Origin of the sequence: Kitasatospora sp. NPDC086801 (genome assembly GCF_044745805.1) — a bacterium.
Lineage (GTDB): Bacteria > Actinomycetota > Actinomycetes > Streptomycetales > Streptomycetaceae > Kitasatospora.
Genome location: NZ_JBIVAX010000011.1, coordinates 125,638 through 151,879 on the forward strand (window position 1 = coordinate 125,638; position 26,242 = coordinate 151,879).

At 71.4% G+C, this 26,242-nt stretch carries 29 protein-coding genes and 2 pseudogenes; 15 read left to right on the forward strand and 16 right to left on the reverse strand.

What is annotated here, in order from left to right; genetic code table 11:
- The 4 genes and pseudogenes from ACIPLC_RS15555 to ACIPLC_RS15570 form a co-directional block, all read left to right on the forward strand.
- Positions 1 to 338, forward strand: a pseudogene (locus tag ACIPLC_RS15555) (hypothetical protein); the annotation flags it as partial.
- Positions 335 to 559, forward strand: a complete 225-nt coding sequence (locus ACIPLC_RS15560) for a hypothetical protein (RefSeq protein WP_400473492.1) — start codon at positions 335 to 337, stop codon at positions 557 to 559. The pseudogene ACIPLC_RS15555 and the gene ACIPLC_RS15560, both read left to right, overlap by 4 nt.
- Positions 560 to 593: 34 nt before the next feature.
- The gene (locus ACIPLC_RS15565; protein ID WP_400473493.1) at positions 594 to 1,247 is read left to right on the forward strand and encodes a plasmid mobilization protein; all 654 of its coding nucleotides are present in this window, start codon (positions 594 to 596) and stop codon (positions 1,245 to 1,247) included.
- Positions 1,228 to 2,970, forward strand: coding sequence for a relaxase/mobilization nuclease domain-containing protein (locus ACIPLC_RS15570; protein ID WP_400473494.1), 1,743 nt, complete (start codon positions 1,228 to 1,230; stop codon positions 2,968 to 2,970). The genes ACIPLC_RS15565 and ACIPLC_RS15570 overlap by 20 nt, the downstream gene beginning before the upstream one ends.
- 77 nt (positions 2,971 to 3,047) lie before the next feature.
- Here the strand turns inward: ACIPLC_RS15570 and ACIPLC_RS15575 are convergent, their stop codons facing one another.
- The gene (locus ACIPLC_RS15575; RefSeq protein ID WP_400473495.1) at positions 3,048 to 3,365 is read right to left on the reverse strand and encodes a hypothetical protein; all 318 of its coding nucleotides are present in this window, start codon (positions 3,363 to 3,365) and stop codon (positions 3,048 to 3,050) included.
- Positions 3,366 to 3,537: 172 nt separating this feature from the next.
- A complete protein-coding gene (locus ACIPLC_RS15580; RefSeq protein ID WP_400473496.1) occupies positions 3,538 to 4,008 on the reverse strand; it encodes a hypothetical protein in 471 nt (156 codons plus the stop codon).
- Positions 4,009 to 4,292: 284 nt separating this feature from the next.
- On the opposite strand from ACIPLC_RS15580, the gene ACIPLC_RS15585 reads away from it, so the two are divergent.
- From ACIPLC_RS15585 to ACIPLC_RS15610, 6 genes are all read left to right on the forward strand, one after another.
- Positions 4,293 to 5,096: a hypothetical protein gene (locus ACIPLC_RS15585; protein WP_400473497.1), complete on the forward strand. Its 804-nt coding sequence runs from the start codon at positions 4,293 to 4,295 to the stop codon at positions 5,094 to 5,096.
- 112 nt (positions 5,097 to 5,208) lie between these two features.
- Complete coding sequence (locus tag ACIPLC_RS15590; protein WP_400473498.1) at positions 5,209 to 6,504, forward strand: MFS transporter; 1,296 nt, start codon at positions 5,209 to 5,211, stop codon at positions 6,502 to 6,504.
- Positions 6,505 to 6,549: 45 nt separating this feature from the next.
- Positions 6,550 to 7,818 (forward strand): acetyl-CoA carboxylase biotin carboxylase subunit family protein, encoded by a 1,269-nt coding sequence (locus ACIPLC_RS15595; RefSeq protein ID WP_400473499.1) that lies wholly within the window; start codon positions 6,550 to 6,552, stop codon positions 7,816 to 7,818.
- Positions 7,819 to 7,945: 127 nt separating this feature from the next.
- Positions 7,946 to 8,929 (forward strand): hypothetical protein, encoded by a 984-nt coding sequence (locus tag ACIPLC_RS15600; protein ID WP_400473500.1) that lies wholly within the window; start codon positions 7,946 to 7,948, stop codon positions 8,927 to 8,929.
- Between the two features lie 110 nt (positions 8,930 to 9,039).
- Positions 9,040 to 9,438 carry a hypothetical protein gene (locus tag ACIPLC_RS15605; protein ID WP_400473501.1) on the forward strand — a complete coding sequence of 133 codons (399 nt, stop codon included), beginning with the start codon at positions 9,040 to 9,042 and terminating at the stop codon, positions 9,436 to 9,438.
- Between the two features lie 152 nt (positions 9,439 to 9,590).
- On the forward strand, positions 9,591 to 9,836 hold the full coding sequence (locus ACIPLC_RS15610; protein WP_400473502.1) for a hypothetical protein: 246 nt from the start codon (positions 9,591 to 9,593) through the stop codon (positions 9,834 to 9,836).
- Between the two features lie 46 nt (positions 9,837 to 9,882).
- On the opposite strand, the gene ACIPLC_RS15615 is transcribed toward ACIPLC_RS15610, so the two are convergent.
- On the reverse strand, positions 9,883 to 10,164 hold the full coding sequence (locus ACIPLC_RS15615) for an FAD-dependent monooxygenase (protein WP_400473503.1): 282 nt from the start codon (positions 10,162 to 10,164) through the stop codon (positions 9,883 to 9,885).
- A 1,097-nt stretch (positions 10,165 to 11,261) separates the two neighbouring features.
- Here ACIPLC_RS15615 and ACIPLC_RS15620 point away from each other — a divergent pair.
- Together ACIPLC_RS15620 and ACIPLC_RS15625 are read left to right on the forward strand one after the other, a co-directional pair.
- On the forward strand, positions 11,262 to 11,501 hold the full coding sequence (locus ACIPLC_RS15620; protein ID WP_400473504.1) for a DUF397 domain-containing protein: 240 nt from the start codon (positions 11,262 to 11,264) through the stop codon (positions 11,499 to 11,501).
- 138 nt (positions 11,502 to 11,639) lie between these two features.
- Complete coding sequence (locus ACIPLC_RS15625) at positions 11,640 to 12,737, forward strand: helix-turn-helix transcriptional regulator (RefSeq protein ID WP_400473505.1); 1,098 nt, start codon at positions 11,640 to 11,642, stop codon at positions 12,735 to 12,737.
- Here the strand turns inward: ACIPLC_RS15625 and ACIPLC_RS15630 are convergent.
- The 4 genes from ACIPLC_RS15630 to ACIPLC_RS15645 all read right to left on the reverse strand — a co-directional run bounded on the left by ACIPLC_RS15630 (position 12,734) and on the right by ACIPLC_RS15645 (position 15,221).
- Positions 12,734 to 13,552: an SAM-dependent methyltransferase gene (locus ACIPLC_RS15630; RefSeq protein ID WP_400473506.1), complete on the reverse strand. Its 819-nt coding sequence runs from the start codon at positions 13,550 to 13,552 to the stop codon at positions 12,734 to 12,736. The two genes, ACIPLC_RS15625 and ACIPLC_RS15630, sit on opposite strands and share 4 nt — an antisense overlap.
- 197 nt (positions 13,553 to 13,749) lie before the next feature.
- On the reverse strand, positions 13,750 to 14,172 hold the full coding sequence (locus ACIPLC_RS15635; RefSeq protein WP_400473507.1) for a hypothetical protein: 423 nt from the start codon (positions 14,170 to 14,172) through the stop codon (positions 13,750 to 13,752).
- Between the two features lie 197 nt (positions 14,173 to 14,369).
- Positions 14,370 to 14,516 (reverse strand): hypothetical protein, encoded by a 147-nt coding sequence (locus ACIPLC_RS15640; RefSeq protein WP_400473508.1) that lies wholly within the window; start codon positions 14,514 to 14,516, stop codon positions 14,370 to 14,372.
- 381 nt (positions 14,517 to 14,897) lie between these two features.
- Positions 14,898 to 15,221 (reverse strand): hypothetical protein, encoded by a 324-nt coding sequence (locus tag ACIPLC_RS15645; protein ID WP_400473509.1) that lies wholly within the window; start codon positions 15,219 to 15,221, stop codon positions 14,898 to 14,900.
- 419 nt (positions 15,222 to 15,640) lie between these two features.
- On the opposite strand from ACIPLC_RS15645, the pseudogene ACIPLC_RS15650 reads away from it, so the two are divergent.
- Both ACIPLC_RS15650 and ACIPLC_RS15655 read left to right on the forward strand, forming a co-directional pair.
- Positions 15,641 to 15,727, forward strand: a pseudogene (locus tag ACIPLC_RS15650) (hypothetical protein); the annotation flags it as partial.
- Between the two features lie 255 nt (positions 15,728 to 15,982).
- Positions 15,983 to 16,297 (forward strand): hypothetical protein, encoded by a 315-nt coding sequence (locus tag ACIPLC_RS15655; protein WP_400473581.1) that lies wholly within the window; start codon positions 15,983 to 15,985, stop codon positions 16,295 to 16,297.
- 628 nt (positions 16,298 to 16,925) lie between these two features.
- Here the strand turns inward: ACIPLC_RS15655 and ACIPLC_RS15660 are convergent.
- The 9 genes from ACIPLC_RS15660 to ACIPLC_RS15700 all read right to left on the reverse strand — a co-directional run bounded on the left by ACIPLC_RS15660 (position 16,926) and on the right by ACIPLC_RS15700 (position 25,665).
- On the reverse strand, positions 16,926 to 17,294 hold the full coding sequence (locus ACIPLC_RS15660; protein WP_400473510.1) for a hypothetical protein: 369 nt from the start codon (positions 17,292 to 17,294) through the stop codon (positions 16,926 to 16,928).
- The gene (locus ACIPLC_RS15665) at positions 17,291 to 17,707 is read right to left on the reverse strand and encodes a hypothetical protein (RefSeq protein WP_400473511.1); all 417 of its coding nucleotides are present in this window, start codon (positions 17,705 to 17,707) and stop codon (positions 17,291 to 17,293) included. Before ACIPLC_RS15665 ends, ACIPLC_RS15660 begins: the two co-directional genes overlap by 4 nt.
- 428 nt (positions 17,708 to 18,135) lie before the next feature.
- A complete protein-coding gene (locus tag ACIPLC_RS15670; RefSeq protein WP_400473512.1) occupies positions 18,136 to 18,504 on the reverse strand; it encodes a DUF317 domain-containing protein in 369 nt (122 codons plus the stop codon).
- Positions 18,505 to 18,736: 232 nt separating this feature from the next.
- Positions 18,737 to 20,536 carry a hypothetical protein gene (locus ACIPLC_RS15675; protein WP_400473513.1) on the reverse strand — a complete coding sequence of 600 codons (1,800 nt, stop codon included), beginning with the start codon at positions 20,534 to 20,536 and terminating at the stop codon, positions 18,737 to 18,739.
- Positions 20,533 to 21,624, reverse strand: coding sequence for an AAA family ATPase (locus ACIPLC_RS15680; RefSeq protein WP_400473575.1), 1,092 nt, complete (start codon positions 21,622 to 21,624; stop codon positions 20,533 to 20,535). Before ACIPLC_RS15680 ends, ACIPLC_RS15675 begins: the two co-directional genes overlap by 4 nt.
- A gap of 190 nt (positions 21,625 to 21,814) precedes the next feature.
- Positions 21,815 to 22,036, reverse strand: a complete 222-nt coding sequence (locus ACIPLC_RS15685; protein ID WP_400473514.1) for a hypothetical protein — start codon at positions 22,034 to 22,036, stop codon at positions 21,815 to 21,817.
- 280 nt (positions 22,037 to 22,316) lie between these two features.
- Entirely contained in the window at positions 22,317 to 23,174 is an 858-nt protein-coding gene (locus tag ACIPLC_RS15690) for a hypothetical protein (protein ID WP_400473515.1), read from the reverse strand.
- 21 nt (positions 23,175 to 23,195) lie between these two features.
- The gene (locus tag ACIPLC_RS15695; RefSeq protein ID WP_400473516.1) at positions 23,196 to 24,668 is read right to left on the reverse strand and encodes a hypothetical protein; all 1,473 of its coding nucleotides are present in this window, start codon (positions 24,666 to 24,668) and stop codon (positions 23,196 to 23,198) included.
- Positions 24,669 to 24,867: 199 nt separating this feature from the next.
- On the reverse strand, positions 24,868 to 25,665 hold the full coding sequence (locus ACIPLC_RS15700; RefSeq protein ID WP_400473517.1) for a hypothetical protein: 798 nt from the start codon (positions 25,663 to 25,665) through the stop codon (positions 24,868 to 24,870).
- An 80-nt stretch (positions 25,666 to 25,745) separates the two neighbouring features.
- Between ACIPLC_RS15700 and ACIPLC_RS15705 the strand changes: the two genes are divergently transcribed.
- Complete coding sequence (locus ACIPLC_RS15705; protein WP_400473518.1) at positions 25,746 to 25,916, forward strand: hypothetical protein; 171 nt, start codon at positions 25,746 to 25,748, stop codon at positions 25,914 to 25,916.
- Positions 25,917 to 26,242: the final 326 nt, after the last annotated feature.

Here is a 26,242-nt window from a genome sequence, read left to right on the forward strand (position 1 = left end):
CTCCGGTCTCCTCGGCGGGTCCGTCCGGTCCGGTGCCCTCGGCGGGTCCGTCCGGTCCGGTGCCGCCCACCGGACGAAAGCGATTTCCGCTGGAGGCACTTGTGCCGGTCGCCAGGCAGGCCGCCGCGAAAGCCGGCCGCGTGAACCGGGACGTCGTCGCGGACGGCCTCCGGGAACAGGGCTACTCGATCAGCAACGAGCGCATGGGGAAGCTGCTGCTGATGATCGACGACGCGAAACCTCCACCGAAACCCGCGACCGACACCGCACACTCTCCGCATCTCGCCGCCCAGCGGCCCACTCCCACGCCCAACTCCTTTCCAAGGAAGCGCTCATGACCAGCACCAAGTCGAAGACCGCCACCCCGGACGCCCTGATGCAGCTCCTCCTGGAGCAGCGGCTCGTCCGCTCCGCTAAGGCCGCCAGCGACGGCAGCTGGCTGGTCCGCCGGACCGTCGGCGGCCCGAAGATCGTCCTGGAAAGCCCGGTCGAGGCCATGGACTACGGGCTCGGCGTGCTCCTCGACGCAAAGCTCGAACTGGAGGGCGCGGTCGCCTGAGTAGGCCAAGTGCCTTGCCCATGACCGCAGTTATGTGGCTGGCGGCTTGGCCCCTACGGCGCAGCAAGCTATCGCCAAAGCCGGGCTTACGCCCGACTTTGGCACTTGCCCTCGCCCCGGTGGGGGCGAGGGAGGACCGAGGACGAGTCGAGCGGGGGCGCTCGACTCGTCCTCGGCCACCGGCACCAGGGGGTGCCGGCAGGAGAATGAGGAGAAGAAGATCGAGACGCCGAGCGCTGCCGCCGAGCCGTCCGCCGCCGAACCGACCAGCGACGCACCCCTTGTACGTCGACCGCGCCGCCGCCACCGTAATCCCCAGAGTCGCACTCGCAAGCTGACTGTGCGTCTCAATGAAGACGAAGAAGCCGAGATCGCCGCCGCTGCCGCCAGCCGCGCTGTGACCGTTGGTCGCTTCATCGCGACCAGTGCCATCAGCGCCGCCCGCGGTCACAGCGCCGCCGCCGATCCGCAAGACCGCCTCGATCGCGCGGTCGACGAACTCGTCATCAGCCGAGCGCAGCTCGCCCGCGTCGGCAACAACCTGAACCAGTTGACGTTTGGGTTCCATGCCGCCGGCTACGTTCAGCCAGCAGAGCTGGCGCTCACCCTCGGTGCCGTCCGCAAGGCCGTGGTGGTCGTTGACGACACCGCCGCGAAACTGGTCAACGGTGGCCCGCTTGGTCCCTGACGTCAGCCGCGGCAACAAGACCTACGGGTTGTTGGCCTACCTCTACGGCCCCGGCCGGCGCGACGAGCACTTCGACCCCCACCTGGTGGCGAGTTGGGATGGCTTCGCGCCGGACCCGGGCCGCGACCCGAACGCCACCCTCAAGCAACTGGAGCAGGTCCTTGACCTGCGGGTCAACCAGCGCGGCCGACGGCGCCTGAAGAACCACGTCTGGCACTGCCCGGTGAGCCTGGACCCGGACGAGCGGCTGCTCTCCGACGAGGAGTGGGGCGAAGTTGCCCGCCGCGTCGTCGCCGCTGCCGGCATCGCCGAACCCGGCGACCCGGACGGCTGCCGCTGGATCGCGGTACGCCACGACCCCCGCCACATCCACATCATGGCCACCATCGTGCGCGGCGACCTGCGCGGTGCCCGCCTCCACAACGACGCCCAGCGTGCGCAGGACGAATGCCGAGAGATCGAGAAGGAGCTCGGCCTGCGCCAGCTCAACCCGGGAGACAAGACGGCAGCCAAGCGGCCCACCAGCGCGGAAGGACACAAGGCGGAGCGCCTCGGCCGCCCGGAACCCATGCGCCTGCAGCTCGGGGACCGGGTCCGCCAGGCCGTCGCCGGCGCTGCCGACGTAGCCGAGTTCCTCGGCCGCCTCGAAGCGGCCGGCCTGCTGGTGCGGCGCAAGGTCGGCCCGTCCGGCGACGTGCTCGGGTACTCCGTTGCCCACCCGGACGACCGCAACGCCCAAGGCGAGCCGATCTTTTTCAGCGGTTCGAAGTTGGCGCCGGACCTCTCCCTTCCGCGCATCCGCAAGCGGCTGGGCGGCGGTGTCCGGGCCGACGTCGCGATCGAGGCCCAGGTGGGCGACCCGGGGGCCGGTACGGCGCGAGCGCCGGGCTCCAAGGCCGCCCGGGCCCGCCGAGAGGCCGCCGCCGCGGTCGGCGACGCCACCCGCAGGATCGAGGAAGGGCCCGACGAAGACGCGGCGGCGCAGCTGGTCGGCGCCATCGAGATCATCGACGTCCTTGCCGTGCGCGCCCCGGCCGACACCAGGGCCCAACTCCTAGCGGCAGCACGGTCCTTCGAGCGGGCATCCCGCTCCCACGTCCGTGCCGAGCGGGCAGACAACCGGGCCGTCCGCACGGCGGCTCGCCAGCTGCTCAGCAGCGGCTATGCCGGGAACCGCGGTGAGGACGGCGGCACGGTCGCCATGCTGCTGTCGGCCCTGATCCTGCTGGCCATTGCCTCCGCCCGGTGGCACTCCGCTCGCTCGCATGCCCAGCAGGCTGCCGCTGCGAGTGCCGCGGCCGAGCAGCTCCGGGCGGCGTACGCCACGGTGGCCGCCCGCCCGATGGCCGCCATGGCCGCACAAGGCCGTTCCCTGCCGTCGCCTGTCCGCGAACGCCAGGACGCGGTCATCCGCGCCAAGCTGCCCGAGGCCCAGGTCGCCAGGCACGGCGGAACCGACTGGGACGCGCTCGCGGCCACCCTCGCCGAAGCGGAGGCGGCCGGCCACGACCCGGCCGCGCTCCTCGAGCAAGCCCGGGACCGCCGCGAGTTGGATACTGCGGAGTCCGTCACCGCCGTCATGGTCTGGCGCGTTCGCCGGATCGCGAAGCTGTCGGCCGCGCCCTCGGCTGAGCCCGGAAAGGCCGGCGCCCGTCCCAAGTCCGCAGGGCCTGCTGCCTCCGCGCCCGTGCCGCAGCGCCGGGGCCGGCCCAGCCGGAGCTGACCTTCCGGGGTCCTCTCGTGCACCCGCACGAGAGGACCCCGCCGCTGGCCGGTCGAGGCCGGAGTCTCGGCGGCTCGTTACCAGTCCTCTTCCAAGCTGCTCCAGTCGTCGTAGCTGTCCGGGCTGTCCCCGTCCGGGAAGTTGAGGGTGTCCGGGCCGTCTCCGTCGGGGAACATGAAGGCGGAGAGCAATGGCTCGGCGCAGTAGCACTCGCCGCCGCTGCAGTCCCGCGTCCCAGCGCAGCGGCCCAAATTGGGGAGTGGAGGCTGGGGCGGGAGCGGGGCAGGCCGTTGGACCCGGATCACGGCCGGGACCACCTCGCCGTCCACCCAGACTCCGCCCGCCAGCAGCTCGTAGCTGTCGGCTTCGCCCACGCTGTCGTTTTCGATCGTCATGGTCTACCTCCTGAGATCCGCCGACCGGCAGGTCGGCACCAATGCTTGCCGAAGGTGAAAGGGGACAAGGAAGGGGCCGACACCCTCCATTCGCTGTTCCAGGCAACCGAAGGCACGGTCGGCGAGCGCAGTTCCTGGTCGGCGGCGCCAAGACGGAACCGCGGTCGAGTGCTCAGAGCCGTACAAGCAGCACTGCCGAGATGATCAACGCCGTCCGGTGGAGGGCCTGATCGGCCAAGTACAGGCCATTGAGGCCAGCCGAGCGAAGGTCCGCGAACTGCGGTGAACCGAGCCGGCGGAGGATCCAGCGTACGGGCCACCGGCGGTCCAAGATCGCGTGAGTGGCGAACGACCAGGCCAGCGCCGTTGTCGAACCGAGCGCGGTCGCAGGGAGCGGCACGGCGATCCTGATCGCACCGTACAGGCCGACGAGGACCAGGTGGTAGCTCAGGCAGTGCGAGAGGCAGGCCCCCCAGCCACGGCGAGGACTCACGCCGGCGGCGACCTCCTCGTCGCTCGGGGCTGCCTTCCGTGCCGCCTGCCGGTCGGTTTGGCCCAGCACATGGTCGGCCAGCACATGGCCAACGCCGAGCACCACCATGACCGCGCCGAACCCTGCCAGGAGGTTCTGACTGGTGTCCATCGAGTTCTCCTTCTGTGATGGTGCCGAGCGGGATTCGCCCGGCACCGGAAATGCGTGAAGGGGGCCAGCACTTCGGTGCTGGCCCCCTTCACGCGGAGGTGGGAATGAGGGCTTGCCGTGCGGCGGCAAGCGGCCACAGCGGATGTGGCGGCGGGGCATAGCACAAGTTCGGCTCGCTACAGCGAGCCCGCTGGCCGGGACTCTGGTGATCCGCCCGCCGACGGATGCGATCGATGCTTCGTCGGCGGGCGTGCCAGTGCCCGACCGCAGCAGGAGGACCCGCCGTGCACACCGACCAGGTCACCGTCCTGATCACCGAGACCGGCGACGAGGTGAACGCCCACGTCAAGGGGCCGCTCACACCCCGGACGTACGAGACCGGCGACCCCTCGCGGTGCTACCGCGGCATCATCGACCCCCTGGAGAGCTACGGCCTGGAGTGCGTCGTCGACTACGGCGCGAGCGACTACGTGATCGCCGTCCTGCTGGCGGACGGCAGCCACCTCACGATCTCCCCGCCGGAGGACTGCGGCGACTACCGGCCCGGACCGCCCCGCAGCTGGCTCGTCACCCGTGACCACCCAGACAACCCGGACCTGTTCGAAGTCGCCTACGACAGCGAACCGCACGGCCCGCACGCCGCGAACGGCGGCAGCGTGGTGGGACTGCTGGCCGGGGTGTACGGGTTCCTGGACCGCATCGACCCGGGCTGGCGCAGGGCGGAGGCCACGCTGCTGCGAGCGGAGGCGCTGCTCCGGCAGGCCGGCTTCGTCAAGAACTTTTCAACGGAGCACACTTCGTACCGGCTGCCCGCCACCCTCGCCGAGTCGGCGCAGCGCCGGGCCGCCGTGGCCCGTGCTGTGGACGCACTGCGCGCCGAGGGGTACGGCGTCACCCGCACGACTCGCTCTCCCGGCCGTCTGCCCGCCGCCGGGAAACCGGTCGTCCTCGGAGCCCCGACCGCCGCGGTGCGGCACGAGGCCGCCCTCACGAGCACACCGTCCGCCGGGCCCGTCGGCGAACAGCGCGCAGCCCCAGCCGGACCGGCCCCCGCCGCCGCAGCCCCGCCCGGTGTCCACCGCCGCTGACCGTCTCCACCGCTACCGCCCGATCCGCACGGGCGGGCAGCAGCTACACCGACCCGCACAACGCCCAAGCCGGAGAGCCCTCTTGCCACTCTCGATCACGCAGCCCGCGGTCATGGAGCCGTCCCACCGTGTCCCGCGCCGTCCCCGGCAGAGCGACCGGGACTGGCTGCTGCGCTGCTACGTGCTGCGCGGCGCCGACGCCGTGGCGGGATCGGTGATCACCTACGCCGTACCGCTGCTGGTCCTCACCCTCACCCACTCGGTGATGTGGACCGGGCTGGCCTTCCTGCTGGAGTGGATGCCCAGGTTGTCGACCGTCGTGCTCGGCGGGGCGATGGTCGAACGCCACAGCCCGCAGACCGCCGTCCTGGCGACCAGCCTGGCGCGCGGTGTCGCCGCCCTGCTCACCCTGGTGGGGATGAGCCTCGGGCTGGGCGTGGTGGCCGTGCTCGCCTTCGGCGTCGTTGCCGGCATGCTGGCCGAAGGCAGCTTCCTGGCGGTCGAATCCCTCGGCGCCGAGGCGAGCCGACGCGCCGGCACCCAGATCCACCGGGTGCAGTCCAGGTACACCGCCATCGACCGCAGCGCCGCACTGCTCGGTCCGCTGCTCGGCGGCGTCCTCCTTTTCGCCGGGCCGGCCCTCCTGCTGACCACCGTCGCGGTCCTGTCTACCGTCACCATCACCATGGCCCTGGTCATGCACACCCAGCGTGCCCGCCCGCGCCTGGTCACCAGGGTCCACCGCGAACGAGCCCGCGACGCGCTCGCGGGCGGAGTCGACACCCTTGTGCGCACCCCCGCGCTCGCCTGGCTGATCGGCACGCTCGCCGCGGCGAACTTCGTCCTCGGTGTCCTGCAGGTCTCCACCCCGATCACCGTCGCCCAGGACCTGCACCGCAGCACCGCCGCCACCGGCCTGGTGTGGAGCGTCGCGGCCGGCACCTCCCTGCTGGCCGCCCTGGCCGCGAAGCCCGCCATCGACCGCTTCGGCCTGTTCCGCGTGATCCTGACCTCCTGCGTCGTCGCCTGCACCGCCGCCGGCGCCGCCGCCATCGCCCCGACCCTGACCACCTACACCTCTGCGGTGGCCACCGTGATGGCCGCCGAAGGCGCGGCCACCGTCGCCCTGCGCACCGCCCGCGCCCGGCTGATCCCCGCCCGACGCTTCTCCGCGACGCTGGCCACCTGTGTCCTGCTCGTCCTGATCCCGCTGCCGCTGGCCGGCCTGCTGGTCTTCGCCGTTCCGGCGGCCAACGTGAGGGCATTGCTGTTCGCCACCGCCGTGGCGACCACGGTCGCCACGGCCCTCTGCCTGGTCGGCCTCCACGGCCACCGGCACTCCTACGAGCACCCGGGCGCCGAACCCGCCGCGAAGACGGGCGAGGAACTCCTGGCCCAGGCCGGCTGACCAGCCAACCCCAACTCCCTTCCACCACTTGGAGAACAGCACCACATGACGACGACCGCCGCCCTTCCGGACGACGCCCGCGACGACGGGGTGCTCCTGGTCCTCGGCACCGGCGACCAGACGTTCAGCTCGTACTGCCTGGCCTCCGCCTCCAGGCACAGCCCGCTGGTCCTGGTGAGCGACGCCGAGCCGACCTGGCAGCAGCCCCATCTGCGCGACCACGAGGTCGCCGACCTCGGCGACCTCGAAGAGCTGCGGTGGGCGGTCGCCCGCCTCGCCGAGCGCCACGAGATCAAGGGCGTGGTGACCTGGGACGAGCACGCCCTCGTTGCCGCCGCGCACATCGCCACCGACCTCGCGGTGCCCGGCCAGTCCTCGGCGACCGCGACAGCCTGCCGCAACAAGGCCGCCTCCCGGGCGGTCTGGGCGTCCGAAGGCGTGCCGTCCGCCCAGTCGATCCGGGTCACCTCCCTGGTGACCGCCACCACTGCGGCCCGCCGCATCGGCCTGCCCGTGGTCCTCAAGCCGGCCTCCCACACCGGCGGCATCGGCGTCGTCAAGGTCGACCACCTCGACGAGCTGCCGGCCGCGTTCACTTACGCCAGCGCCCGCGCGAAGGGCCAGCGCCAGGAGGGCAGCGGCATCCTCGTCGAGGAGTACCTGGACGGCCCCGAGATCGCGGTGGAGTGCGTGACCTCCCACGGCATCACCACCGCCGTCGCCGTCACCCGTACCGAACTCGGTACCGGACCGCACTTCCAGGCGGTCCGCCACGTCGTCGCCGCCAGCGACCCGCTCCTTGCCGAAGTCGCGCCGATCGCCGAGGCGGCGCTGGATGCCCTCGGCGTCAACTGCGGCATCTCCCACGTCGAGATGCGCCTGACCACCACCGGCCCCAAGCTGATCGAGGTCAACGCCCGCCTGGGCGGAGACTTGGTGGGCCACCTGGTCCGCCTTGCCACCGGCATCGACCTCGCCGCCGCCGCGGTCGACATCGCCCTGGGTCGTGAACCCGACCTCACCCCCACCCGGGCAGCCGCCGCCGGCATCCGCCTGCTCCATCCGGCCACCTCCGGAACCGTCCGCACCGCGCACCCGCGCCCCGAACTCGGCACCCCCGACTGGCTGGAACGCCTCGTGTGGGAACTGCGGCCCGGCCAGCAGACCCTGCTGCCCCCGCAGGGCGATCCCGGCACCGCCCGCCTGGGACACCTGGTGGTCACCGGTACCGACGCCGCCCAGGTGCACGAGCACCTCGCCCACGCCGAGGGTCTGGTCGACATCGCCGTCGACCCCGGGCCGGCCAGCGGCTGACCCCGGCCGCCGGCGGGCCCGGTGCGCTGCTCACACCGGGCCCGCCGAGACCATAAACCGCCCACCCCGGCCCGACAACACCCCGCGCGCCGACGGGCCGGACCGAGAGAACCCAGGACCAGGACCCGTGGACCTCCACTCCTACGCCACCGCCCTCGCCACACACTTGCCCGGCACCTGGGCGGTCGAGCACCACCAAGACCTCGACCCGGACACGGCCGACATCATCGCCCTGCTCGCCATCGGCCCCACGATCGAGTTCGCCGACTTCCGGGTCGCCGCCGTCCTCACCAGCCCAAACCGGCCGATCGGCCTACTCGTCACCGAGAACCCGCACTCCACCGCGCACGCCTTCACGATCCGGTCGATCGCCCCGGCCGGCGCCAGCTCCTACGCGAACCACGCAGGCGGCGAGAAGCTCGAACTCCCTGGGCTGGGGGATCCGGCAGCCGCCGCAGCCGAGATCGAACGCGTCCTGCTGCCCCGCCACGACCAGCTCCTCGCCGACGACCGCCTCGCCGTGTTGGAGGACGCCCTACGGGGAGCCCAACAGGCGGTCGACCACTGGGATGCGATCTCCGACGGCCTGAGCGACGAGCAGGGCTGGCCACTGGACGACCAGCTCTACGGAGACGGCGTCGTGCGGCGTGACGCCGACGCCCTCCGCCATATCGAACACGTTCTCGAACATGCTCTGCCGCACGCCGACGCTCTCCTGCAGGACGGCTGGGCCGCCCAGGCCGCTCTTCCGCCAGGGCCGGCCGCCGACCGGGCCAGCTGGCAGCTGGGCGAGCTGCAGACCGCCTTCGTGAGCGCCGCCGAGATCCTCCACCGATGGAAGGGCATCCTGGCCCGGACCGCCACGGTCGACGGCTACAAGGAGGCGCTCGAAGAACGCAACGCCGAAGCGTGGCACGACGTGCACACCTGGCTCATCCACGGGCCGGCCCTCACTGCGCTACTCCGAAGCACTGCCGAACCTGGGGGCGCGATCCGAAGCGCTGCTGCGCAGGCTCGTTCCCTTCGGCGGGTCGCCGGTGGCCCGCCGGGCCAAGCCGAGCCCGGTCCCGGCCCGACGTCCGTCAAGCAGGCGCCGGAACAGCGACGATGATGAACCGTCCGACATCCCGGATGGTCACACCTGGATAACGGAATCCGGTTTCGGGAATAAAATCGGGCATTTGGTTGTTATACCGGCCACTTCTGATGAAAGGGCTGTACTTGTCGGATCTGCCGAGACGTCGTGACGACCACGAGCCGACGTTCCTCCCGCCGCTCGCCGATGCTGACCTCCACATCCCCGACTTCCCGATGGTTGTTCCGGAGCCCGAGCCCGGAAAGCCCGTCATCCGGGCAGTGCCGCACGCCGACGAGCTGAACCCGCGCGGAACCGTGATCACCTGCGAGCACTGCAAGGCCCGCCGCGACTGGATGCTCCTGAACGTTCGCGAGCAGGTGTTCGTCCGCTGCCGCTGCTCGCATGAGTGGCTGGAGCGGGACCTGACGGTCGACTACTTCGACCAGTACTTCTCCCATCCGGAGAAGGTGTGGGACAACTTCGAGGTCGCCATGACCTCGACCGGCTACGACGGCGCCTTCGCGGGGATCTATCTCAACTAATGAGCGGTATTGCAGTGGATGCAACATAAGCCGCATCTCGCGAAGGGCTCTGACCTGTGGTTTTCCGAGGGGATCAGCGTCGGGCTGATCCCCTCGGGCGGGCTCCACCTTGGGTGCGTAATCAGATGCAACGATGTTGCGTTGGATGCAACATGAGTCGAGCGGTTGATTTTCCGGGTGCCGCCCAGCTGGTGCTGGCTGGTGGCGCCGTGCATCTGGACCCTGAGCCAGCGGTCTTCGAGTCGATGCTGGACGGCTGGGTGCTGCAGCAGAAGGCCCGCTTCCTGGACTGGGAGCAGGCGATCAAGCCCCGGTTGAGGCTTATTCGCCGGTTCGCGGAGTTCACCAACGAGGCGGCGGTCACGGTCCGCATGGTCCCACGGGTGACGCTCCGGTAGGAGCGGTTTTGCCCGGAGCGGGAGAGGTTCGCGCCACGTTGGTCATCTACACCAGCAGCGCCACCGCAAGGTCCGCTACCAGTGCGGTGTTGGCGCCGATGCCCAGGGCGGGGCTCATGGCGTGGACCGCGTCGCCCGTGACCGTGACGTTCGACGGCTCCCAGGCGTCGACGGGCACACAGCTGCGGCACTTGAGGGCCTGCACGGTGGCGGTGTCCCACGGCCGGACGGTCTCGACCAGGGCCGGGTGCCAGGCGGCGACGCGCTCCAGCACGTGCGCCTTGAGCTTCTCGGGCCCGGCGGTGAACAGTTCGCCGTCGGGGAGCATCCCGTCGGCGAGGGAGTTGAAGATGCTCAGAGCGTAGTCGGCGGTGGCCTCGCGGCCGGAAGGAGGCGTCCTGCTCGGCGATCAGCGGCGAGGTCGGGTCGGTGCGCTCCAGCGGGCCCAGGGTCAGCCCGGTGAAGTCTGCGGCGTAGGCCAGCGAGACGGTGTTGAACAACTGCGGGGGCAGCTTGGCCTTCGCAGCGTCGGTGAGATGGATCTTCGCGGCGATGTGCCGGGAACCGAGGTCGGCGGCTTCGACTCGGGGCAGGCACTGGGCGCTACGTCGGCACCACGTCGATCAGCGGCACGTGTTCCTGGTGACGACCGCATAGCGGGCCCCGTGGCGTCCCTGAGCCCGGCGGCAGTAGCTGCCGGGAACGTACGGCCGCCTCGGGCAGCAGCGGTAGGCGGAACCGGTGGCCGGCGCGGCGGTCCTCTGCCGTTCACCCAGCGGGAGAGGCCCGGGGGCGAGCAATCCAGGGGAAGGAGGAGCGCCGCCCGCCCCGGGCGTCCGCACTGGCCCCGTACTGCGCAGTGCCGCGGTTCGCGACAGGCGAAGACGGCCGCCCCAGGGATCCGGCGCCGGCGCGAGTCCCGTGACAGCAGCCCTCCGGAAGAGCGCCACTGGTAGCAAGGGGTCAGGGCCGGCAAGCGGGTGGCGACGCCGAGCACCGTGAAGCACTGCATCACCACGCCGGCGAGGGCGAGAGGCCCGTGCAGAACAGTCGGCGCCTGCTGTGGACCGCTGTGGTCGACCGGGAGGCAGAAGGGCGGTTCGTCACCGCAGGCCGTACCGAACGGTCTCCGCTATGTCGGGCGGGCGCGCACCCGTGGGCCCCGGTGCCGGCGCTGGCCTGGCCAGCCCGGTCCGAACACGTGCCGTCCTTCCGGAAAGTTCGCAGCATGCGGGCGAATTTAAAAAGATAATCGCCATTCAAATCCCCCGTTCGGCCGGTGCGGTGTTCGAAAATAAATGGCTAGCATTCATGGCTCATGGGGTGCTGCAATTGCAGCACCCCAGGCCGCCCGAGGGATGTCCGAGACAATCCCCGATCACACCCGAAGGCTGCCGGTCAAGTACGTCGAATGCGGGAGGTCACATGCAGGACTTCACCAATGGAATGTCGGCCGCGCTGATCGAGGATGTCGCCTGGATCAAGGCCCAGGCCAGCTACGGAGACGGCGGCGAGTGCGTCGAACTCGCCGGACTGCCGACCGGCGACGTGGCCATCCGCAACTCCCGCGACCCGGAGGGTGCCACCCTCATCGCCACGCGCGGTGAGATCCGGGCGTTCCTCGACGGCGCCAAGCGGAACGAGTTCGACCACTTGATCGCCTAAAGGAAAATCCAAGGTCAGATAAGTCAGATTAGCTTCATATTCTGACCGGGGTACTTCCGTGTGACGGCACGCGGGCGCGGCATGTGGGAGTATGTAGGCCATTGGTGTCAGGCCACCCGAATCGCCTACGGAGTCCGCGTGTCGTCCATTTCCGAATCCGCCGAATTGCCCGCCGGTGAGCGCCCTGCCGGCAGCGGCACGCCCCAAGGCGAGGATCCACTCCAGCCCGCAGAAGGCTCTGGCGGCCACAGTCTCGCCGCCGTCCTGTCGCTGAACCCTCGTGCCGACATGACGGCGCCGCCGGTGCAGGACACACCCACGGCGGACCGGGTGGTCTTGGGAGAACGCCTGCGCCGGGCCCGCGACCGGCGGGGCCTGTCCCAGGAGCGGGCGGCCGCGCACGGCAAGATCCTGCTGCCGGAATCCAAGTTGTCGTACTCGACGCTGTCGCGCATCGAGTCCGCCAAGACGCCGGTCTCCAAGGAGATCGTCACCGCCCTTTCCGAGGTCTACGGGCTCGACGCCAGGGAACTGCGGGAGCTGCTGGACCTGGTCGAGCGGGGCCGACGACTCGAATGGTTCGAGACCCCGGAGTGGGAAGGCGCGGTCGCCCCGCACTGCAGTACCTACCTGGGGCTGGAGCCGGTCGCCCGGGAGCTGCGCACCTTCCAGACCACGATCATTCCCGGGCTTCTGCAGACGCCGGGCTACGCTCGCGGCATCGTCGCCGGCCACCACCTGGCCGTCGACGAGGAGCGCGCTAAGCACAGGGTCCGCGCCAGGATGGAGCGGCAGCGGCGCTTCTTCGCTTCGCCGCCCGCGCGGACGGTCCTCGTGATCAATGAGCTCGCGCTGCAGCTGACGATCGGCAGCTCCACCGTCATGGCGGCGCAGGTGCGTCACTTGCTGCACGTGGCGGACATGCCGAACGTGAAGGTGCGCGTCGTGCCGCTCGACCAGACCATCGCGACGCCCGTCAGCGGCCTCACCCACCTGATGTTCCAGCCCGAGGGACCGCCCGAGATGGTCTACATCGAAGGCCTGAGCTCGTCCACCTACCACCCGGCCGACACCGGGGAGCCCAGCGCGCGCAAGAAGGTGCGCAAAGGCAAGAATGCCAGCGCGGACATGGAGTCCTACGTTCAGTTGGGGCTGAAGATCAGCCAGGGCGCGGCCCACCGGCGGCGCAGCATGGACATCCTGGCGCGGGCGTTGAAGCGGTTCGAGGGGCGCTAGTCGGCCGGCCGGGGGTACGGGATGCGGGCGAGGCCCCCGTACTGCTGCCACTGGCTGGAGCGCAGGGCCCGCTGAAGGGCCGAGTCGGGGCGCCAGTCGGCGACGTCAACCAGCCCGGGCTCTTCGAGGGCCAGGCCGTCGAAGTAGGTGTCGACCTCCCAGCGCTCCCGTACCCGGCCCCAGAGTTCGCCGGTCTGCTCGGCCATGATCCTGGTGACGTCGCCGCGGAGCTGCGGGTCGTCGCTGACGACATGGCTGATGGCCACGAAGCTGCCCGGGGGCAGCCGTTCGACGATGCGTCGTACGACGCTGCGTGGCCGGGCGGAGTCCGGCAGGCACTCCAACGAGGCGACGAACAGGACGGCGGTCGGCTCGTCCGGGCGCAGCAGTTCCTTGACAGCCGGGTGCTCGAAGACGCCTTCGGTGTCCGTCATGTCCGCGTTGAGCATGGCGGTTCGGTCGTTCTCGTCCAGAGATTCGCGGCCGTAGGCGATCGCGATGGGGTCGTTGTCGACATAGACGACGCGCGACCTCGGGTCGACGGCCTGGACGATCTGGTGGACGTTGAGCGTCATCGGCTGACCTGAGCCGCAGTCGAGGAACTGGCGGATGCCGTACTCGGCGGCCAGAGCTCGCACCGCGCGGTGCAGGAACGAGCGGTTGGCGAGTGCGAGTGCGTCTGCGTCCGGTACCCGCTCGCGCAGGCACTCGGCGGCGGCGCGGTCGGCGTCGAAATTCAGGCTCCCGCCCGCCAGTACGTCGTAGATGCGTGCCGAGCTGGGCACGGTGACGTCGATCTCACGTTTGGACCCCACAACGCCCCTCGCTCCTGGCAACCATCGCAGGCCGCACGGCTGTTGAGCGCCCATTGTAAAGATCGCATGACTGAAAGCGCCACGGGTCTGATGGTGCGTCACCCAAAGGGGGTGGCGCGCAGCGTGGCGCTGGACAGTTCTGTGCGCCGTCACCCGCCCGCGCACAACGTGTGGCGGGCGGGTGGCGGCGATGTCGCTCAGGTCCTGGGCGGCCTCCCTTCCATGTGGGAGGGCGCCCCGGCGGCGATCAGCCGGTCGGCGCTGCGAAGCCCCGCCCTCACCGCGCCGGGGTCCGTGCCCATCAGGCGGGCCGCGTCGGAGGCCGACAGGCCCAGCCCGTGGTGGAGGAGGGCGGCATCGGCCAGGGGGTCCGGCAGGTGGCGGTGCAGCACGTCGACCGGCCCCTGCCGCGGCGCGGTGGCGTCGGGGCGTGGGCGGTGTGCGGTCACTGCGGCGCGCAGCACGCACCAGGCGTCGCCGACGGGCGAGGGACCGGCCAGCAGCGCCGCCCAGCGTGCGTGGGTGTGGGCCAGTGCCTCCTCGACGGCGGCCGCGCCGCTCGCGCCGTCCCTCAGCCGGGCCGTGGCGTAGTCGAGGTAGCGGTCGTACACGAGGGCCACGAACGCCAGGAATCCGGCGTCGGGTCCGGTTCGGCGGGCGCGGCGGGCTGGGCCCGGGGCGGTGCCGGGCCCAGGGAGTGATGCCTCTGGCATATTCAGGTCCTGGGATGGCCGTTGAAATCCGGCGTGCGAGCCGGGCGTGGGGGGTGCGCGGGGTGCGGGGAACGGCCGCTGGCCGATCCCCGCACCAGCGGACGTCAACGCAGCGTCAGCCGCCACCAGGTGACCGCGTTGTCGCGCGAGAGCGTGCCGAGGGCGAGCACGGCGACGTACCGCTCGGCGCCGTCCAGCACGAGAAGGGCCCCCAGCAGGGCCAGCGCGTTGAGGAGTGCGGCCACGGGCACGCGCGCCCCGAACACCTCGATGACCCGCCCACAGGGGTGCTGCGGTCCCACGGGCGGCGGGGTGGGACTGATAACGTTCACCGCCGTGGAGGGCGCCTTCGGGCGCACTCCCGGGCGACGGTCGGGCTTGGGCATACTCAACCTACGTGTGATCGACGTCCAGCCCCGGTCGGCGGGTTACGGCCGCCGGCCAGGGCAGCCCCGCGAGGAATCGGGGAGCCAACACGAAACGCTACTCCCCGTACTGGCCAGTAAACCCATTGTGGCGGGCGCTGCAAAGGCCACCCCGGGAACGTTTCCCCCGACTCCGGACAACCGGGACAACTCCCCCCGCCCGCAGTGGACATGGGCCATCCGGCGGCACCTTCCCGCCACCGTCGGTCAGCGGCCCGCCTCCTCACGCACCAGCGCCACCAACCGTGAGCGAAGGCAGCGCCGAAGAAGATCACAGCCGTCGACCACGGGCATCTCGCGCGTGCAGAACAACGCCGACCGCCCGACGAGGAGAACCTCCTGTGCGCGCGCCATCTCGGCGACAAGGTCGACATCGCCGTCCTGGGCGACAGCCCAGTCACCGCTCTGCACCGCGACGGAGCCGTCCTCCAACGGCGTGACGACCGGCTCGCCCACCTCGTCGAGGCCCAGCCGCAGAGCGTCCTCTACCAGGAGAGGCTCCGGTCCGGCCACGGTTCCGGCGATCGGCACCGCGAACTCCTGCGCGATCCGCGGAACTTCCAGGACACCCAGGTCAACCGCCCCGGCGGGTACTGGATCGCCTCAGCCGACCCGGAGGCCGGCCAGCACGTCTTCACCACCGCGTGGTCGGCCGACGACCTGACCGACCTGCTACTGGCCACCGACAGCGTCAGCGCGGCCGTCGGCTCCTACGGCCTCCTCACCCGGCCTCAAATTGCCGTGCTGTCCCGGGCACACGGACCGGACACCGTCATCGACACGATCCGCGACTTCGAGGAAGCGGAGACTGACGAACGCTGCACCGTTACCTCGCCGGAGTGTCCCTCTGCTGCCCGTCGCCGCCCGCAGGTTCGGGTCGGAGACGGGCAGCAGAGGGGCCCAGGCGATGGGCGCCCGGCCGAGGCTAGGACATCTTCCTTACGGTGTAGGTGGGACGTGGGCGACGGCATCTCGCCGGGCCGCGAGGGGTGGCGGTGGACGCGCAGGGCAACCTCTACATTGCCGACACGGACAACAGCCGGGTGCGCAGGGTGTCGGCGAGTACCGGGAGCATCACCACCATCGCCGGTACGGGAACACACGGGTACGGGGGCGACGACGGACCCGCAACGCAGGCACAACTCAAGTATTCGGCGGGGCTAGCGGTGGACGCGCAGGGCAACCTCCTATTGACCGATGGGTACCTCGTGTGGAAGGTGACACTTCATGCTCCCGCGCCGACGCCGGTTCCGGTTCCCAGCGCGCCGAAGGCGCGTGCGAACCTCTCGGGAGTGGGGTCCTGCAACCACCAGAAGGCGGCGGCGGGCTCCTCTTTCAAGAAGCGGCTCAAGGTGACCGCCACCGACGCCGCCGACGGCTCCCCCCTCGCGGGCGTGCCCGTCCTGTTCAGCGTCTCCGGCAGCACCGGCTCGCACTTCCCCGGCAACGCCACCAGCGTGGAAGCGGTCACCGACGGCCAGGGCGTCGCCACCGCCCCCGCACTCACCGCGGGCCCCACCCCGGGCCCGGTGACCATCAGCATCGAAGCCCCCCACAACGCCGGCAGCAACCCGGCCCACTACCAAGCCGAAGTCACCCACGCCTGAACCAGGCCGAATGGGCGCCACACCCCGCCACCCAGACGGATGTGGGGCAGTTCGGGCCAACCGAGCCGGCGGTCGGGCTGATCCCTTTCGCAATGCGCGCCAGGGGAGCGAAGCGTGGGGAATACGACACGTCAGGAATAAGCACCCTCCGCCGGTATGAGTCGCCGCACGAGCCGCGGCAACCGCGCTGGCCCAGGCCAGGCGAGTCCCGGACCGGACGGGATACCTGGTGCGACCGAGCCTCGCGGGGCCGTGCCAGCAGTGCACAACTTCGGTGCTGTACTTGCTGGATGTGAAATGACGGGAGGGCCCCGATGACGTCGATGCTGGGACGCGAAGTGCCCGGGTACCGGCGTAAGTGCCGGTATGCCGGGCGCGGGTGCACCTGCTTCTACTACACCGGAGAGTTCGGTCGGCAGGCCGCACGACTGCGCCGGCGCCGGGCGCGCCGGGTGGAAGCTCGCACGTGGCCGGACAACGACGGCGCATAGCCGACTTCAACACCGATTTGGCCCTGACTGGGTGTTCCGCACCCGGTGTTGAGTTCCGACATCTGCACCACGAACGAGGCGGTGTCGCGAGGATTCGCGGCACCGCCTCGTTCGCATTCCCCGGAGGGCACCGCGGTTCAGCGACCGAGCAGACCGAAAATGCCCGGGGCGCTCTCGCACGCCTGGCCGGAGCCGAGCAGCCGGGTGAGGCTCAGCCGTACGACGGCCTGCCGCAGGCTGAGGTGGGCGGCCAGCTCCTCGCAGGTCGCAGCTCCCTCCTCCAGCTGGCCCAGTACCGCGCGGTCGGCGTTGTCGTCGAGCAGCCGGGACACCAGGTACAGCGCGAAGACGGACAGCGCGCATTCGGTGAGCGTGATCGCGATCACCGCCGGGCTGTGCCATACGGCGCCCGCCACGGCCTCGGCGCCCGTGAGGACGGTGAGGGAGATCAAGCAGATCGCCGCACGGCGCAGTCCGCGGCGGGAGATCCTCGAGGTGATGGTCACAAAGCCTCCTGGGGCAGCGGAGCGTAGCGTGAGCGGTCGAAGAAGCGGCAGTCGGTGCGCGGCGGGCGGAGCAGGCATACCCGGCATGGGAGTTCGGGTGCCGCCGGGAGGACGTGGTGGTGGCAGAAGGCGCGGCCTGCGCGCGGGTCGCGCACCGGGTGCGCGACGACGAGTTCGGTGAGCAGTTCTGGGGCGGTCCAGCCGCAGCGTCCTTCGCGCGGGTGGAGGCGTGCGGAGCGGTGGCCGGCGTCGATGCCGCCGACGGCCACCAGGTAGAGGTCGCTGGGGGCGAGGTAGGCCAGGACGTGGTAGCGGGTGCGCTCGCCAGCGCTATTCCTTGGGCCGTAGGCGGTGCCGAAGGCGCGGGCGATGCCGACCCGGCTGCCGTGCAGATCGAGGGTTTCAGGGTCCAACGGGCCTCCGTGGTCGCGTTCTCCGACGCGGGAACGGCGTCGGTGGCTGGCCGCCGGGCCGAGTCGCGGCGGCGTGTGAGCACGGGCAGATCAGTCCTGCGGGCTGCGCGGGCAAGGCACGCGGTCGAGACGGCAGGGCTCGGCCGGGACCGGGGCGTGCGACATCAGCGTCCACGCCGCAGTTAACTGACCAACCATCAGCACCGTGCCCCCGAGCGGGGTGTGGTGCCTCCAGGCGGCGTCGTAGACGAGATCGAAGGCGGGGGCGGCGACCAGGATCCTGACGAAGGCGAGGGAATCGAGACGGAAGGTGATGGGGAGTCCTTTCGAAGGAACAACGGGGGCGCTGGCCGGGCCAGGCGGCGTCAACCGGCGGCCGGAGTAAGGCATCAGGCCGCGATGGCGTACCGGCGGCGGCAGGAACCCTCTCAGGCGGCGGAGGCGGTGGCGGCCAACGGGAGAGGCGTAGACCGGTTGACCATCGCGGTCAGCAGGTCGAGCACGAGCTCGGCGGGGGTGTGCCGGTCGAAGCGCGCTCGCCACCCGGGCTGCCGGGCGGTACCGTCCACGGCGATGGTCCAGGTGTCCGCGTTCGGGGTGTCCGGCTGGTAGCCCAGGTAGACCCGGGTGCACGGCGACGCGGCGTGCAGCCCGCCCTCGGCGTCAATGACCCAGGCCCAACCGTGCTCGTAGAGGAACGCGCTGACAGCGTTGGCGTTTCCCTCGCCAATGGGCCACTGCCGGTGGGGAATGTCGTCACCAGGACGGGGACCTCGGACGACGGGGGCGGAGATCACGACAGGCAGGGGAATCCTCCTCGAAGCGGGGGGCTGCGGCGGTCGTCCATGTTGACTTGGACTGCCCCGATTCGCATAGCCCGTAAGGGGGTTCGCTGTCTGCTCCAGGCGAACACGACGAAGGTCCAGCCTGTGAAGGCTGGACCTGAGAGCAGAGCTGTCCCGTCTCGATGAATCCGGCGGACAGGGGCTTCTGCGTCTGATCGACGTGGTCGTGTGGCGGCATCTCAGCTCAGCGTGTTTTGCGGATGGCATCGGTGGCGGCCTTGGCGATGGCCGCGGGGGCGCTGGAGGGCCGAGGCAGGTGAAGCAGGGTGGTCCCCGGCAGGTGGAGGGATTCCTTGTTGAGGGTGAGCTGGAGTACGGCGCAGCCGGCGGCGCTGAGGCGCTTGATGCGGGTGACGGCCTGAGCGGTTTCGTTGTCACGGTATTGGGCGTCGGTGACGATCACGAGGAGGCGGCCGGCGCCGGGGCGGCTGAGGTCGAGACCGTGGTCGAGTGCGTCGATGGCGTCGCCCAGGTTGTGGCTGGCGCCGCGGGCATCGAAAGTCGTCACGCGGTCTGGCGCCCGGTGGGTGGGTCGGGTCAGTGCGGTCAGATGCATGTCGTAGGCGATGGTGGCGGTGCGGGAGTCGGGGTCGGTCAGGGCCGCTGCGCGGGCCACGATCCAGGTAGCGGACGCGACGGGCCCGCAGGCGGCACGCATGGAGCCGGAGACATCGACGGCGATGCCCACGCGCAGCGGTGGGGTGGGCGAGTTGCGGCGGCGCGTGTGGGTGAAAGGCTGCGCAGTGGGTATCGAGCCGGCGGCGCGCTGGGCGTCGCGGGCGAGGGCCCGGCCCATGTTGAGGCGGCCGGGCGGGGTGGGGCTGGTCGTCCGCTCCTCGGTCCGTTCGCGGTAGGCGGCGGCGCGCAGGGCGCGGCTCAGGCGCGCGGCGGCGCTCTGCTCGGCGGCGGTCGGCTTGCGGGTACCGGTGACGGGGTTGCCGGAGGGCGCCGGTGTGCCGTCGGGATTGACGGTGGTGCCGCGGGGGTTGAAGACCGACTTGGCGGTGGCGGCGGCCTTGCGTCGCTGGCCGGCCTGCTGGGCGCGGTTCTGGGTCTGTGCCCTGGACCGTGAGGCCAGGGCGTTGTCCGCGGCGGCTTGTGCCGCGAGGTCGGCGGCGTCGTTGGCGGCCATGTTGTCCGCGACGACCGTCACGGCGGCGGACAGTAGATCGGTGAGGTCCTCCGGCACGGGCTGGGCGGGGGCAGCGGTGTCCAGGGCGTCGCACCAGTCCTGGGCGTGCGCGAGCATGGTGGTGGCGTCGTGGTCGGCGCACCGGTGGGCTGCGGTCCAGATGCCGGTGAGGGTGGCCAACAGGTCGGCACCCAGGACCCGTTCGCACAGATCGGCGACGGCCTTGGTCTCGCCGGCGTCCAGGATGCCGGCGTCCCGGCGGCCGAGTATCAGGGCTGCCACGCCGGCGGCCTGCTCGGCGCCCTGGAAGTCGGGGTTGGCGATGTCGGGCATGACCAGGGTCCGGGCACTGGTACGCAAGTACCTGCGGTCGGTGGGCCGCCTGGTCAGGTGTGCGCCTTCGGCACGGCTCTCCTCCAGCAGGAACGCGGCCTTGACGACGCGGGCTTCCGCGTCGGCGGGCGGCTCCCATACGGAGTGGGCCGCATGGGCGGCCTCGTGGACGAACACTCCCCAGGCGGCGGGATAGTGCTCTTCGTCGCCCACGATCCGCGGACGGACCTCGTGGGGTTGAAGGGGGGCGAACAGCGTGGCGTCGAACTCGATCTCCGCCAGGTGGGGGAAGTAGGCGGCGGGTGCCCCGGAGCGGGTGCCGGGGCGGCAGGTGACGAGCAGGTCCTGGCGGCCGGACAGGGCGACCAGCCGATCGCCGAGTTCGGCTCCCACGCGCAGCCACGTGGCCGGGGAAGAAGGTGGCTGTGCGGGTGGGGCGCCGTCGTCGTCCCAGCGCGCGAGGTCGGCGTCGTCCTCGGGCGTGGTGACGGAGGACTGGATGTGGTGGTGGGCGCTCATCGCGAGCGGCCCCGTTGGGCGGAGCTGGTGCTGCCTGGCGGCTGCTGGGCGGCCGAAGCGGAGAGCTGCCGGCCCAGGGTGAGCGGCGCGACCTGCTGGACGCCGGCAATCTTGCTGACGGCAGCGGCGACGGCGTCGCGGTCCTCCAGAGGAGCGATCCCGACGAGGTTCCCGAGCGCGGCCTTGGTGCCGAGGACCGCCTCGGTCCGCTGGTAGCTGAGCAGCTCCCGCAACTGGGGCGCCCAGCCCAGTTCGCCGAGCTCGACCTGGCGGGCGAGGTGTCGGGCGACCCGGACCACCCGGGCATCGATCTTCAGAGCCAAGGCCAAGTCGTAGTCCGTGCCGACCTGGATCTGCACGCTGAACCGGCTCGCCAGCGCCTCCGTCAGAACGGCGCCGTGCACGCCCGGATTATGGCCCGCGACCACGAAAAAGCCCTGCTTGGCCTGGACGGTCTCTCCCTTGTGCGCCTTGACCTGGATCTGGCGGCGTCCGTCCATCGCCGGATACATCGACGCCAAGACCTTGGGCGAGATCAGGGTCGCGTCGTCGATCAGCAAGGCGCGACCCTCGGTCATCGCGGTGACCAGCGGACCGTACTGCCAGACGTAGCCCCCACTGTCGTCCAGCGTGTAATCGCCGATCAGGTCGCCGACCGTGGTGTCGCCGTCTCCCGCGACGGTGATCAGGTCCGGGAAGGCGGCCTCCACCAGGGAGGTCTTGCCGGTGCCAGGGGGACCGTAGAGCAGCACCGGCACGTCGGCGTCGCGCAAGCGGTTCAGCGCCTCGACGTCGGGCAGGTCGGCCAGCTCTCGGGGGTGGTAGAGCTGGCCGCCCGCGCGGCGGATCGGGCCGCTCTGCTTGGGCGTAGTCGCTGCGGGAGCGGTCGTGCGGGCCATGGCCGCCTGGGCGCGGGGAGAGTGGGTTCCCGGTGGACTGATCACCGCGGCCTGGGCGGCTGCGGCGGTCTTCCCGTTCGCGCGGAACGTCAGCGTTCCGGCGCCGAGCTGGTCGGCCTCGCCGCGCTTCGCCAGAGTCAGGGCGGCGTTGCGGACGGCACCGTGGGAGTGGCCCAGCTGCTTGGCCATGTCTTGGGCGGTGAGCTTGTCCATCGGCCGGTCGACCAGCAACCTGGCGACCTTGGCCCGTAGTTCGCCGCCCTTGGTGCGTGGCGGCGTGGCGGGTTGTGCGGGTGTGGTCAAAGCGAGGATCCTCCAACGGGTTGGCGTGCGGGCGGAGTTGGTGCGGGCGTGCCCGGCAGGGGCGTACCGCCGGCGCTCACCGGCTGGCCGAGTGCTCGGTCCAGGCGCACGGGGTGGCTGGCGGTGAGCAGCTCGCTGGCTGCCGAGCCGGCCCGTGCGTCCGGTCCGTGCTGGCTTCCGTCGCCGGGCAGGAGCAGCCAGGCGTCTCCTCGAAGCCGACCCGGAGCAGGACCCGCCGGGCGGCGGCGTTGTAGCGGGTGGTGGTGATCTCGCCGGTGGTGGTGTGCCGGATCGGCACGAACGGCTGGGCTGTGCGCTCTGCTGGCGCCGCCGCCTCGTGGACGGGCGAGGGCCCCTGGACGATGAGGGTGCGGGCCGCCGACAGTGTCGCAGCGCTGGCCTTGACGTTGGCGACGGAGTCGAGAGGATGCGAGGTCAGGATTTCTCCGTGATGGTCGGTTCGGGGATTGGGGGGCTTGGGCGGCCGGTGCCAGCCGTTCTCCGGGGTGCGGGACTCGGTGGTGCGGGGCCTGGGGTCTCACCGCTGTGGGGGCTTGGGGGACGGGGGACGTCTACGTTCAGTGAGCCCGGCGTTGCCGAGGAACGGAAGGCGTCGTTGCCGCCGGGCGCGAGGTTGTCCGGGGGCGCCCGGCCGAGGTGCGCGTGCGTGCCGCGTCCGCGCGGCGGCGCTCCGAGGGGGTGGTGAACAGCTCGTCGCTCTCGTAGCGGAAGGCGGCGGCTGCGTCCTCCAGCAGTTCGGCCTGGATCCGCTGGGGCGCGCGGGCGGCGTCGGCCAGGGTCTCGGGGACGCGGTCGTCCAGCAGCCCGGCCTCCCGGGGCAGCCCGTACACGGAAGCGACGGCGTGGCGGGCGGTCGCCTCGATCGTGGCGGACCAGGCCGCCGGCAGGTGCGGGCCCCCGGGGACGATGCCGCAGACCGCCGACCCGAGGCCGGTGAGGGCCTGGGGCAAGGTGGTCTGGTTGTCGACGGCGTCCATGAGCGCGATTTCCAGAGCCGTGTACGACGCGGCCCCCAGACGGGAGAAGAGGTGCCCGTTGTGCAGCCAGGAGACCGCCTGCGGTTGCGGACCGGGTGCCGGGGCGGGAAGCGCCGGTAGGTCGATCACCGCCTCGGCGGGCCCGGCGGTGGTGCTGATGGCCCGCCAGAAGCTGGACAGCCGGCGCACCCCGCCGAGGCCGTCCAGGTTGGCCAGGGCGGTCAGCACGGCGGGGTCTAGCGGGTTCTGTGGACGCGGGTACACCTGCTGGGCGAGGCGGAAGGCGGCGTCAGCGAGAGCGAGGCAGCCCCTGGACGGCTCGAGCGTCCGGCTCGCGGCGACCAGCAGGTCGGTGACCGGGGCGCTGCCCAGTCCGTCGTACGTGGCGTTCAGCAGGCGGCGGCTGTCCAGGAGCGCGGGGTGCGGAGGGTCGGTCATGCTCTCCTCTCGAGGATCGGGTCAGCGCCGCTGGCCGGCGGTGGTGGTACTCGGGCTGGAGGACCCGGCGGCGACGGCCTGGCCGGGTTCGGCTGGGCGGGGCGGCTGGGTGCCGTGGGCGAGCGCTGCGGTGCGCCGCTCGGTGCGGGCGGTGAGGACCTCGGCGCTCACCGGGGTGACGATGGCGACCTTCCGGTCGGTCGCGTCGAGGTTCAGGCCGGCGGCGCTGCGCAGCAGCGGTTCCGGGGAGGCGAGGTCGCGGCAGAGCGCGGCTGCGAGGCGGGATGGGGTGCCTGAGCTGACCTCCGCCATCCAGTGCCCGAGGACCCGGTGACACGTGATCCGAGCGGCGGGCTTGCCACGCAGCTCGTGGAGGGCGTGGGGGACGTCGCAGTGCGCGTTTACCCATCCGTCGGGAGAGTGGAAGGTGACCGCCCCCCTGGGCTCGACGGCGCTGCGCCAGCCGGCCTCGGCCAGTGGCAGGAAGCCGAGGGCCAGGACTCCGGCCTGGAACGGTTGGCGGGCGTCGGGTCCTGCCTCCTCCAGCATGGCGGTGGCCTCGTCGACGACGCCGGCGATCAGCTCCGGCGGGGCAAGGTCGCCGCTGGTGATGCTCCAGGCGACGCTCGCACCGCGGTGTTGGGCTCCCCAGATCCGCCAGGCGGCGGACCGCCGTTCGTCGCTCCACATCTTCGCGCCGGAATCGCTGGGCCAGGCGAGGCCCAACCGGCCGCACGGGCTGGCCATTGTGCTCACACCGAGGATCCAGCCTCGGGAGACGAGTTGCGCCTGGAGCTGCTCGGCGCCGCCGCGGCCGGGACCGGCGAAGTGGCGGGGAGTCACGGCGACCAGTTCCGGCGCGGACACGGGCTGGGTGTCGGCGTCGGAGATGGCGGGCGTGGGGGTGGAGGGCAGGTGGATCTCCATGGTGGTCGGGGTCGCCAGCGGTGGGCGCCACCGGGCGAGCGTGGCGAGACGGGCCGGTTCGAGCGCGACCCGATGGGTGTGGTGGGCGGGGATCTCGTTGCGGCGACGCAGCGCGGAGTTCCTGGCCACGGCGGTCGCCGTCGACCTCAGGAGCACCTCGGGGGCCCACGGCGACATTGTGATCGCCCAGCAGAGCTCGGAACTCGTGTTGTTCATCGAGAAGGTGAGCGAGCGCTCCGGCTGCACTGGGTCGTGGAGAACGCGGGTGCTGCCGGCAGGCGAGGTCATCGTGGTACGCATGGGGCTGTGGGAGACCGTCCACCCGGCGCCGGACAGGATCCGGGCCGCGCCGTCCGCCGCCCTGCGACTGGTCAGGACGCTGTCCGGATCGGTGGCGAGTCGCTCCGCGGCCTCCAGGACTAGACCGTAGGTGAGTTCGTACGGTGTGAGGGGGCTGAAGCACGCCCACCACAGCTCCTGGCCGTCCCCGCCCTCACGGGCGGTCAGCAGCCAGTTGTCGTCGCGTGGGCTGTTGCCGATCAGGAAGTCGGCGCGCTCCAGCGTCATCCGCCCACACGCGCTGACCAGGAGCGGCTCCTCGCCACTGTCGGCATGGGGCTCCCAGCTGTACTCGGCGACGAGGTGGTCGCCGAGATCGAACGGCGCCGTGCCGGCGCCAGCCAGCTCCAGAGGACGGACCGCGACCAGCAGCTGGTCGGAGTCGGTGTCGGAGGGCAGAGGGTTCTCCTGGAAGAGGGCGATTGGATCAGACCGGGCGTCGCTGTGGCGCCCGCGGCGATGAGGTGGGTGGCCAGGCGTCGGCTCCCGGACGGGGAGACCGGTTCGGGGCGAAGACCAGAGCCGACGTGCTGCGGGTGCGGGCGGCACCCGATCGTGCGGAGCTCGGCGACTGCGCGCTGAGCGATTCCACGGCCAGCAAGTGGCGGTGGCGGAAAGGGAGATGAGCCTCCCGGCGGAGAGCCGGGCGCAGCAGCGCGCTCGCGGCGGAGGTGAGCAGGCGCTCGGGCGAGTGCGGGCTGAAGCGCACGGTCCAGGAGCCGAGCTCGGCGGCGCCGGTGAGCATCACTTCCGAGTCGGGCGCCTGGACCGGGAAAGCGAGGGCGGCGCGACGGTCGGGGGCGGCGATCAGCTCGTAGCCGTCGCGCTGGTGCCCGGACCAGCCCGCTGCCAGCAGTACGGTACGGGCGTCGTTGCCGAGGAGCCGGCCGGTGCCCGCGAACAGCTCCGGTGTTCGGCGAACTCCGGTGGCGGCGTCGTCGAGCAGCGCCTGGGCGATCTCGGCCGGCACCTGGTCGTCGAAGACGATCGACCAGTCGCTGCCGAGCTTGGGGCCGGCCAGCGACCACGGCGCGGGGCCTGCGCGATGGGAGAGGGTGAGCCCGTCCGTGTCGCTGACCAGGACGACACGGGGTGAGGCGTCGTAGGGGCGGAACCAGCCATGGTGGGCGGCGAGGTGGTACGGCAGGTCTGCGTCACCGGGGCCGGCGAGGTGGACTGGGCGGACGAGGAGGAGCGAGTCGGTCGCGGTGGAAGCAGAAGGCACAAATCTCGTTCAGTCAGGAGGTGTTCGGTCACGGGGGCCAGGACACGGCCGTGGCCTGGGAGCGGGGCGGTGGAGCGTAGGTGCCCGGGAGAGTAGACGACGGCCGTGCCCGGGCCCGCCAGCAGGCTTGTACGGGCGGTGGCCGCGCGAGCCCGCTGCTGGCCGGGGTCGTCGTCCGGTGGACCGGTCTGCGGGAAGCGTTCTTCGGCCAGCAGCAGGGCGTGGTCGAGGCGGGGCAGAAGGCGGCGTAGGACGGTCTGGGCGGCGCGGTCCGGTGACCCGACCACGGCCACGCCGAACGGGGTCAGGTCCTCCATATCACCGGCCTCGAAGGCGGGCGGTACCAGCGGCGCGACCAGATAGTGGCCGCGGCGCATCGGTCGCGGGATCACCACCAGTTCCAGGCCGTGCTGGCCGTGCAGCAGGCCGAGGTGGTCGTAGACGTGTTCCAGCACGGCCCACTGGGCGATCCCCAGGTCCCACAGCCGTTCGTAGAGGCCGGACTTCGAACGCCCGGCGGCAAAGTCGGCGAGCGAGGACCGCCAGTCTCCGGGAAGCCGGCGACCCACCTCGCTGG

What these genes read in the sequence shown, in the direction of transcription:
- ACIPLC_RS15560 (WP_400473492.1), top strand. Translation starts at nt 335, where the DNA reads ATGACCAGCACCAAGTCGAAGACCGCCACCCCGGACGCCCTGATGCAG.
- ACIPLC_RS15575 (WP_400473495.1), bottom strand. Translation starts at nt 3,365, where the DNA reads ATGACGATCGAAAACGACAGCGTGGGCGAAGCCGACAGCTACGAGCTG.
- ACIPLC_RS15580 (WP_400473496.1), bottom strand. Translation starts at nt 4,008, where the DNA reads ATGGACACCAGTCAGAACCTCCTGGCAGGGTTCGGCGCGGTCATGGTG.
- ACIPLC_RS15590 (WP_400473498.1), top strand. Translation starts at nt 5,209, where the DNA reads ATGGAGCCGTCCCACCGTGTCCCGCGCCGTCCCCGGCAGAGCGACCGG.
- ACIPLC_RS15595 (WP_400473499.1), top strand. Translation starts at nt 6,550, where the DNA reads ATGACGACGACCGCCGCCCTTCCGGACGACGCCCGCGACGACGGGGTG.
- ACIPLC_RS15610 (WP_400473502.1), top strand. Translation starts at nt 9,591, where the DNA reads ATGAGTCGAGCGGTTGATTTTCCGGGTGCCGCCCAGCTGGTGCTGGCT.
- ACIPLC_RS15615 (WP_400473503.1), bottom strand. Translation starts at nt 10,164, where the DNA reads ATGCTCCCCGACGGCGAACTGTTCACCGCCGGGCCCGAGAAGCTCAAG.
- ACIPLC_RS15620 (WP_400473504.1), top strand. Translation starts at nt 11,262, where the DNA reads ATGCAGGACTTCACCAATGGAATGTCGGCCGCGCTGATCGAGGATGTC.
- ACIPLC_RS15675 (WP_400473513.1), bottom strand. Translation starts at nt 20,536, where the DNA reads ATGAGCGCCCACCACCACATCCAGTCCTCCGTCACCACGCCCGAGGAC.
- ACIPLC_RS15680 (WP_400473575.1), bottom strand. Translation starts at nt 21,624, where the DNA reads ATGGCCAAGCAGCTGGGCCACTCCCACGGTGCCGTCCGCAACGCCGCC.
- ACIPLC_RS15690 (WP_400473515.1), bottom strand. Translation starts at nt 23,174, where the DNA reads ATGACCGACCCTCCGCACCCCGCGCTCCTGGACAGCCGCCGCCTGCTG.
- ACIPLC_RS15695 (WP_400473516.1), bottom strand. Translation starts at nt 24,668, where the DNA reads ATGACGCTGGAGCGCGCCGACTTCCTGATCGGCAACAGCCCACGCGAC.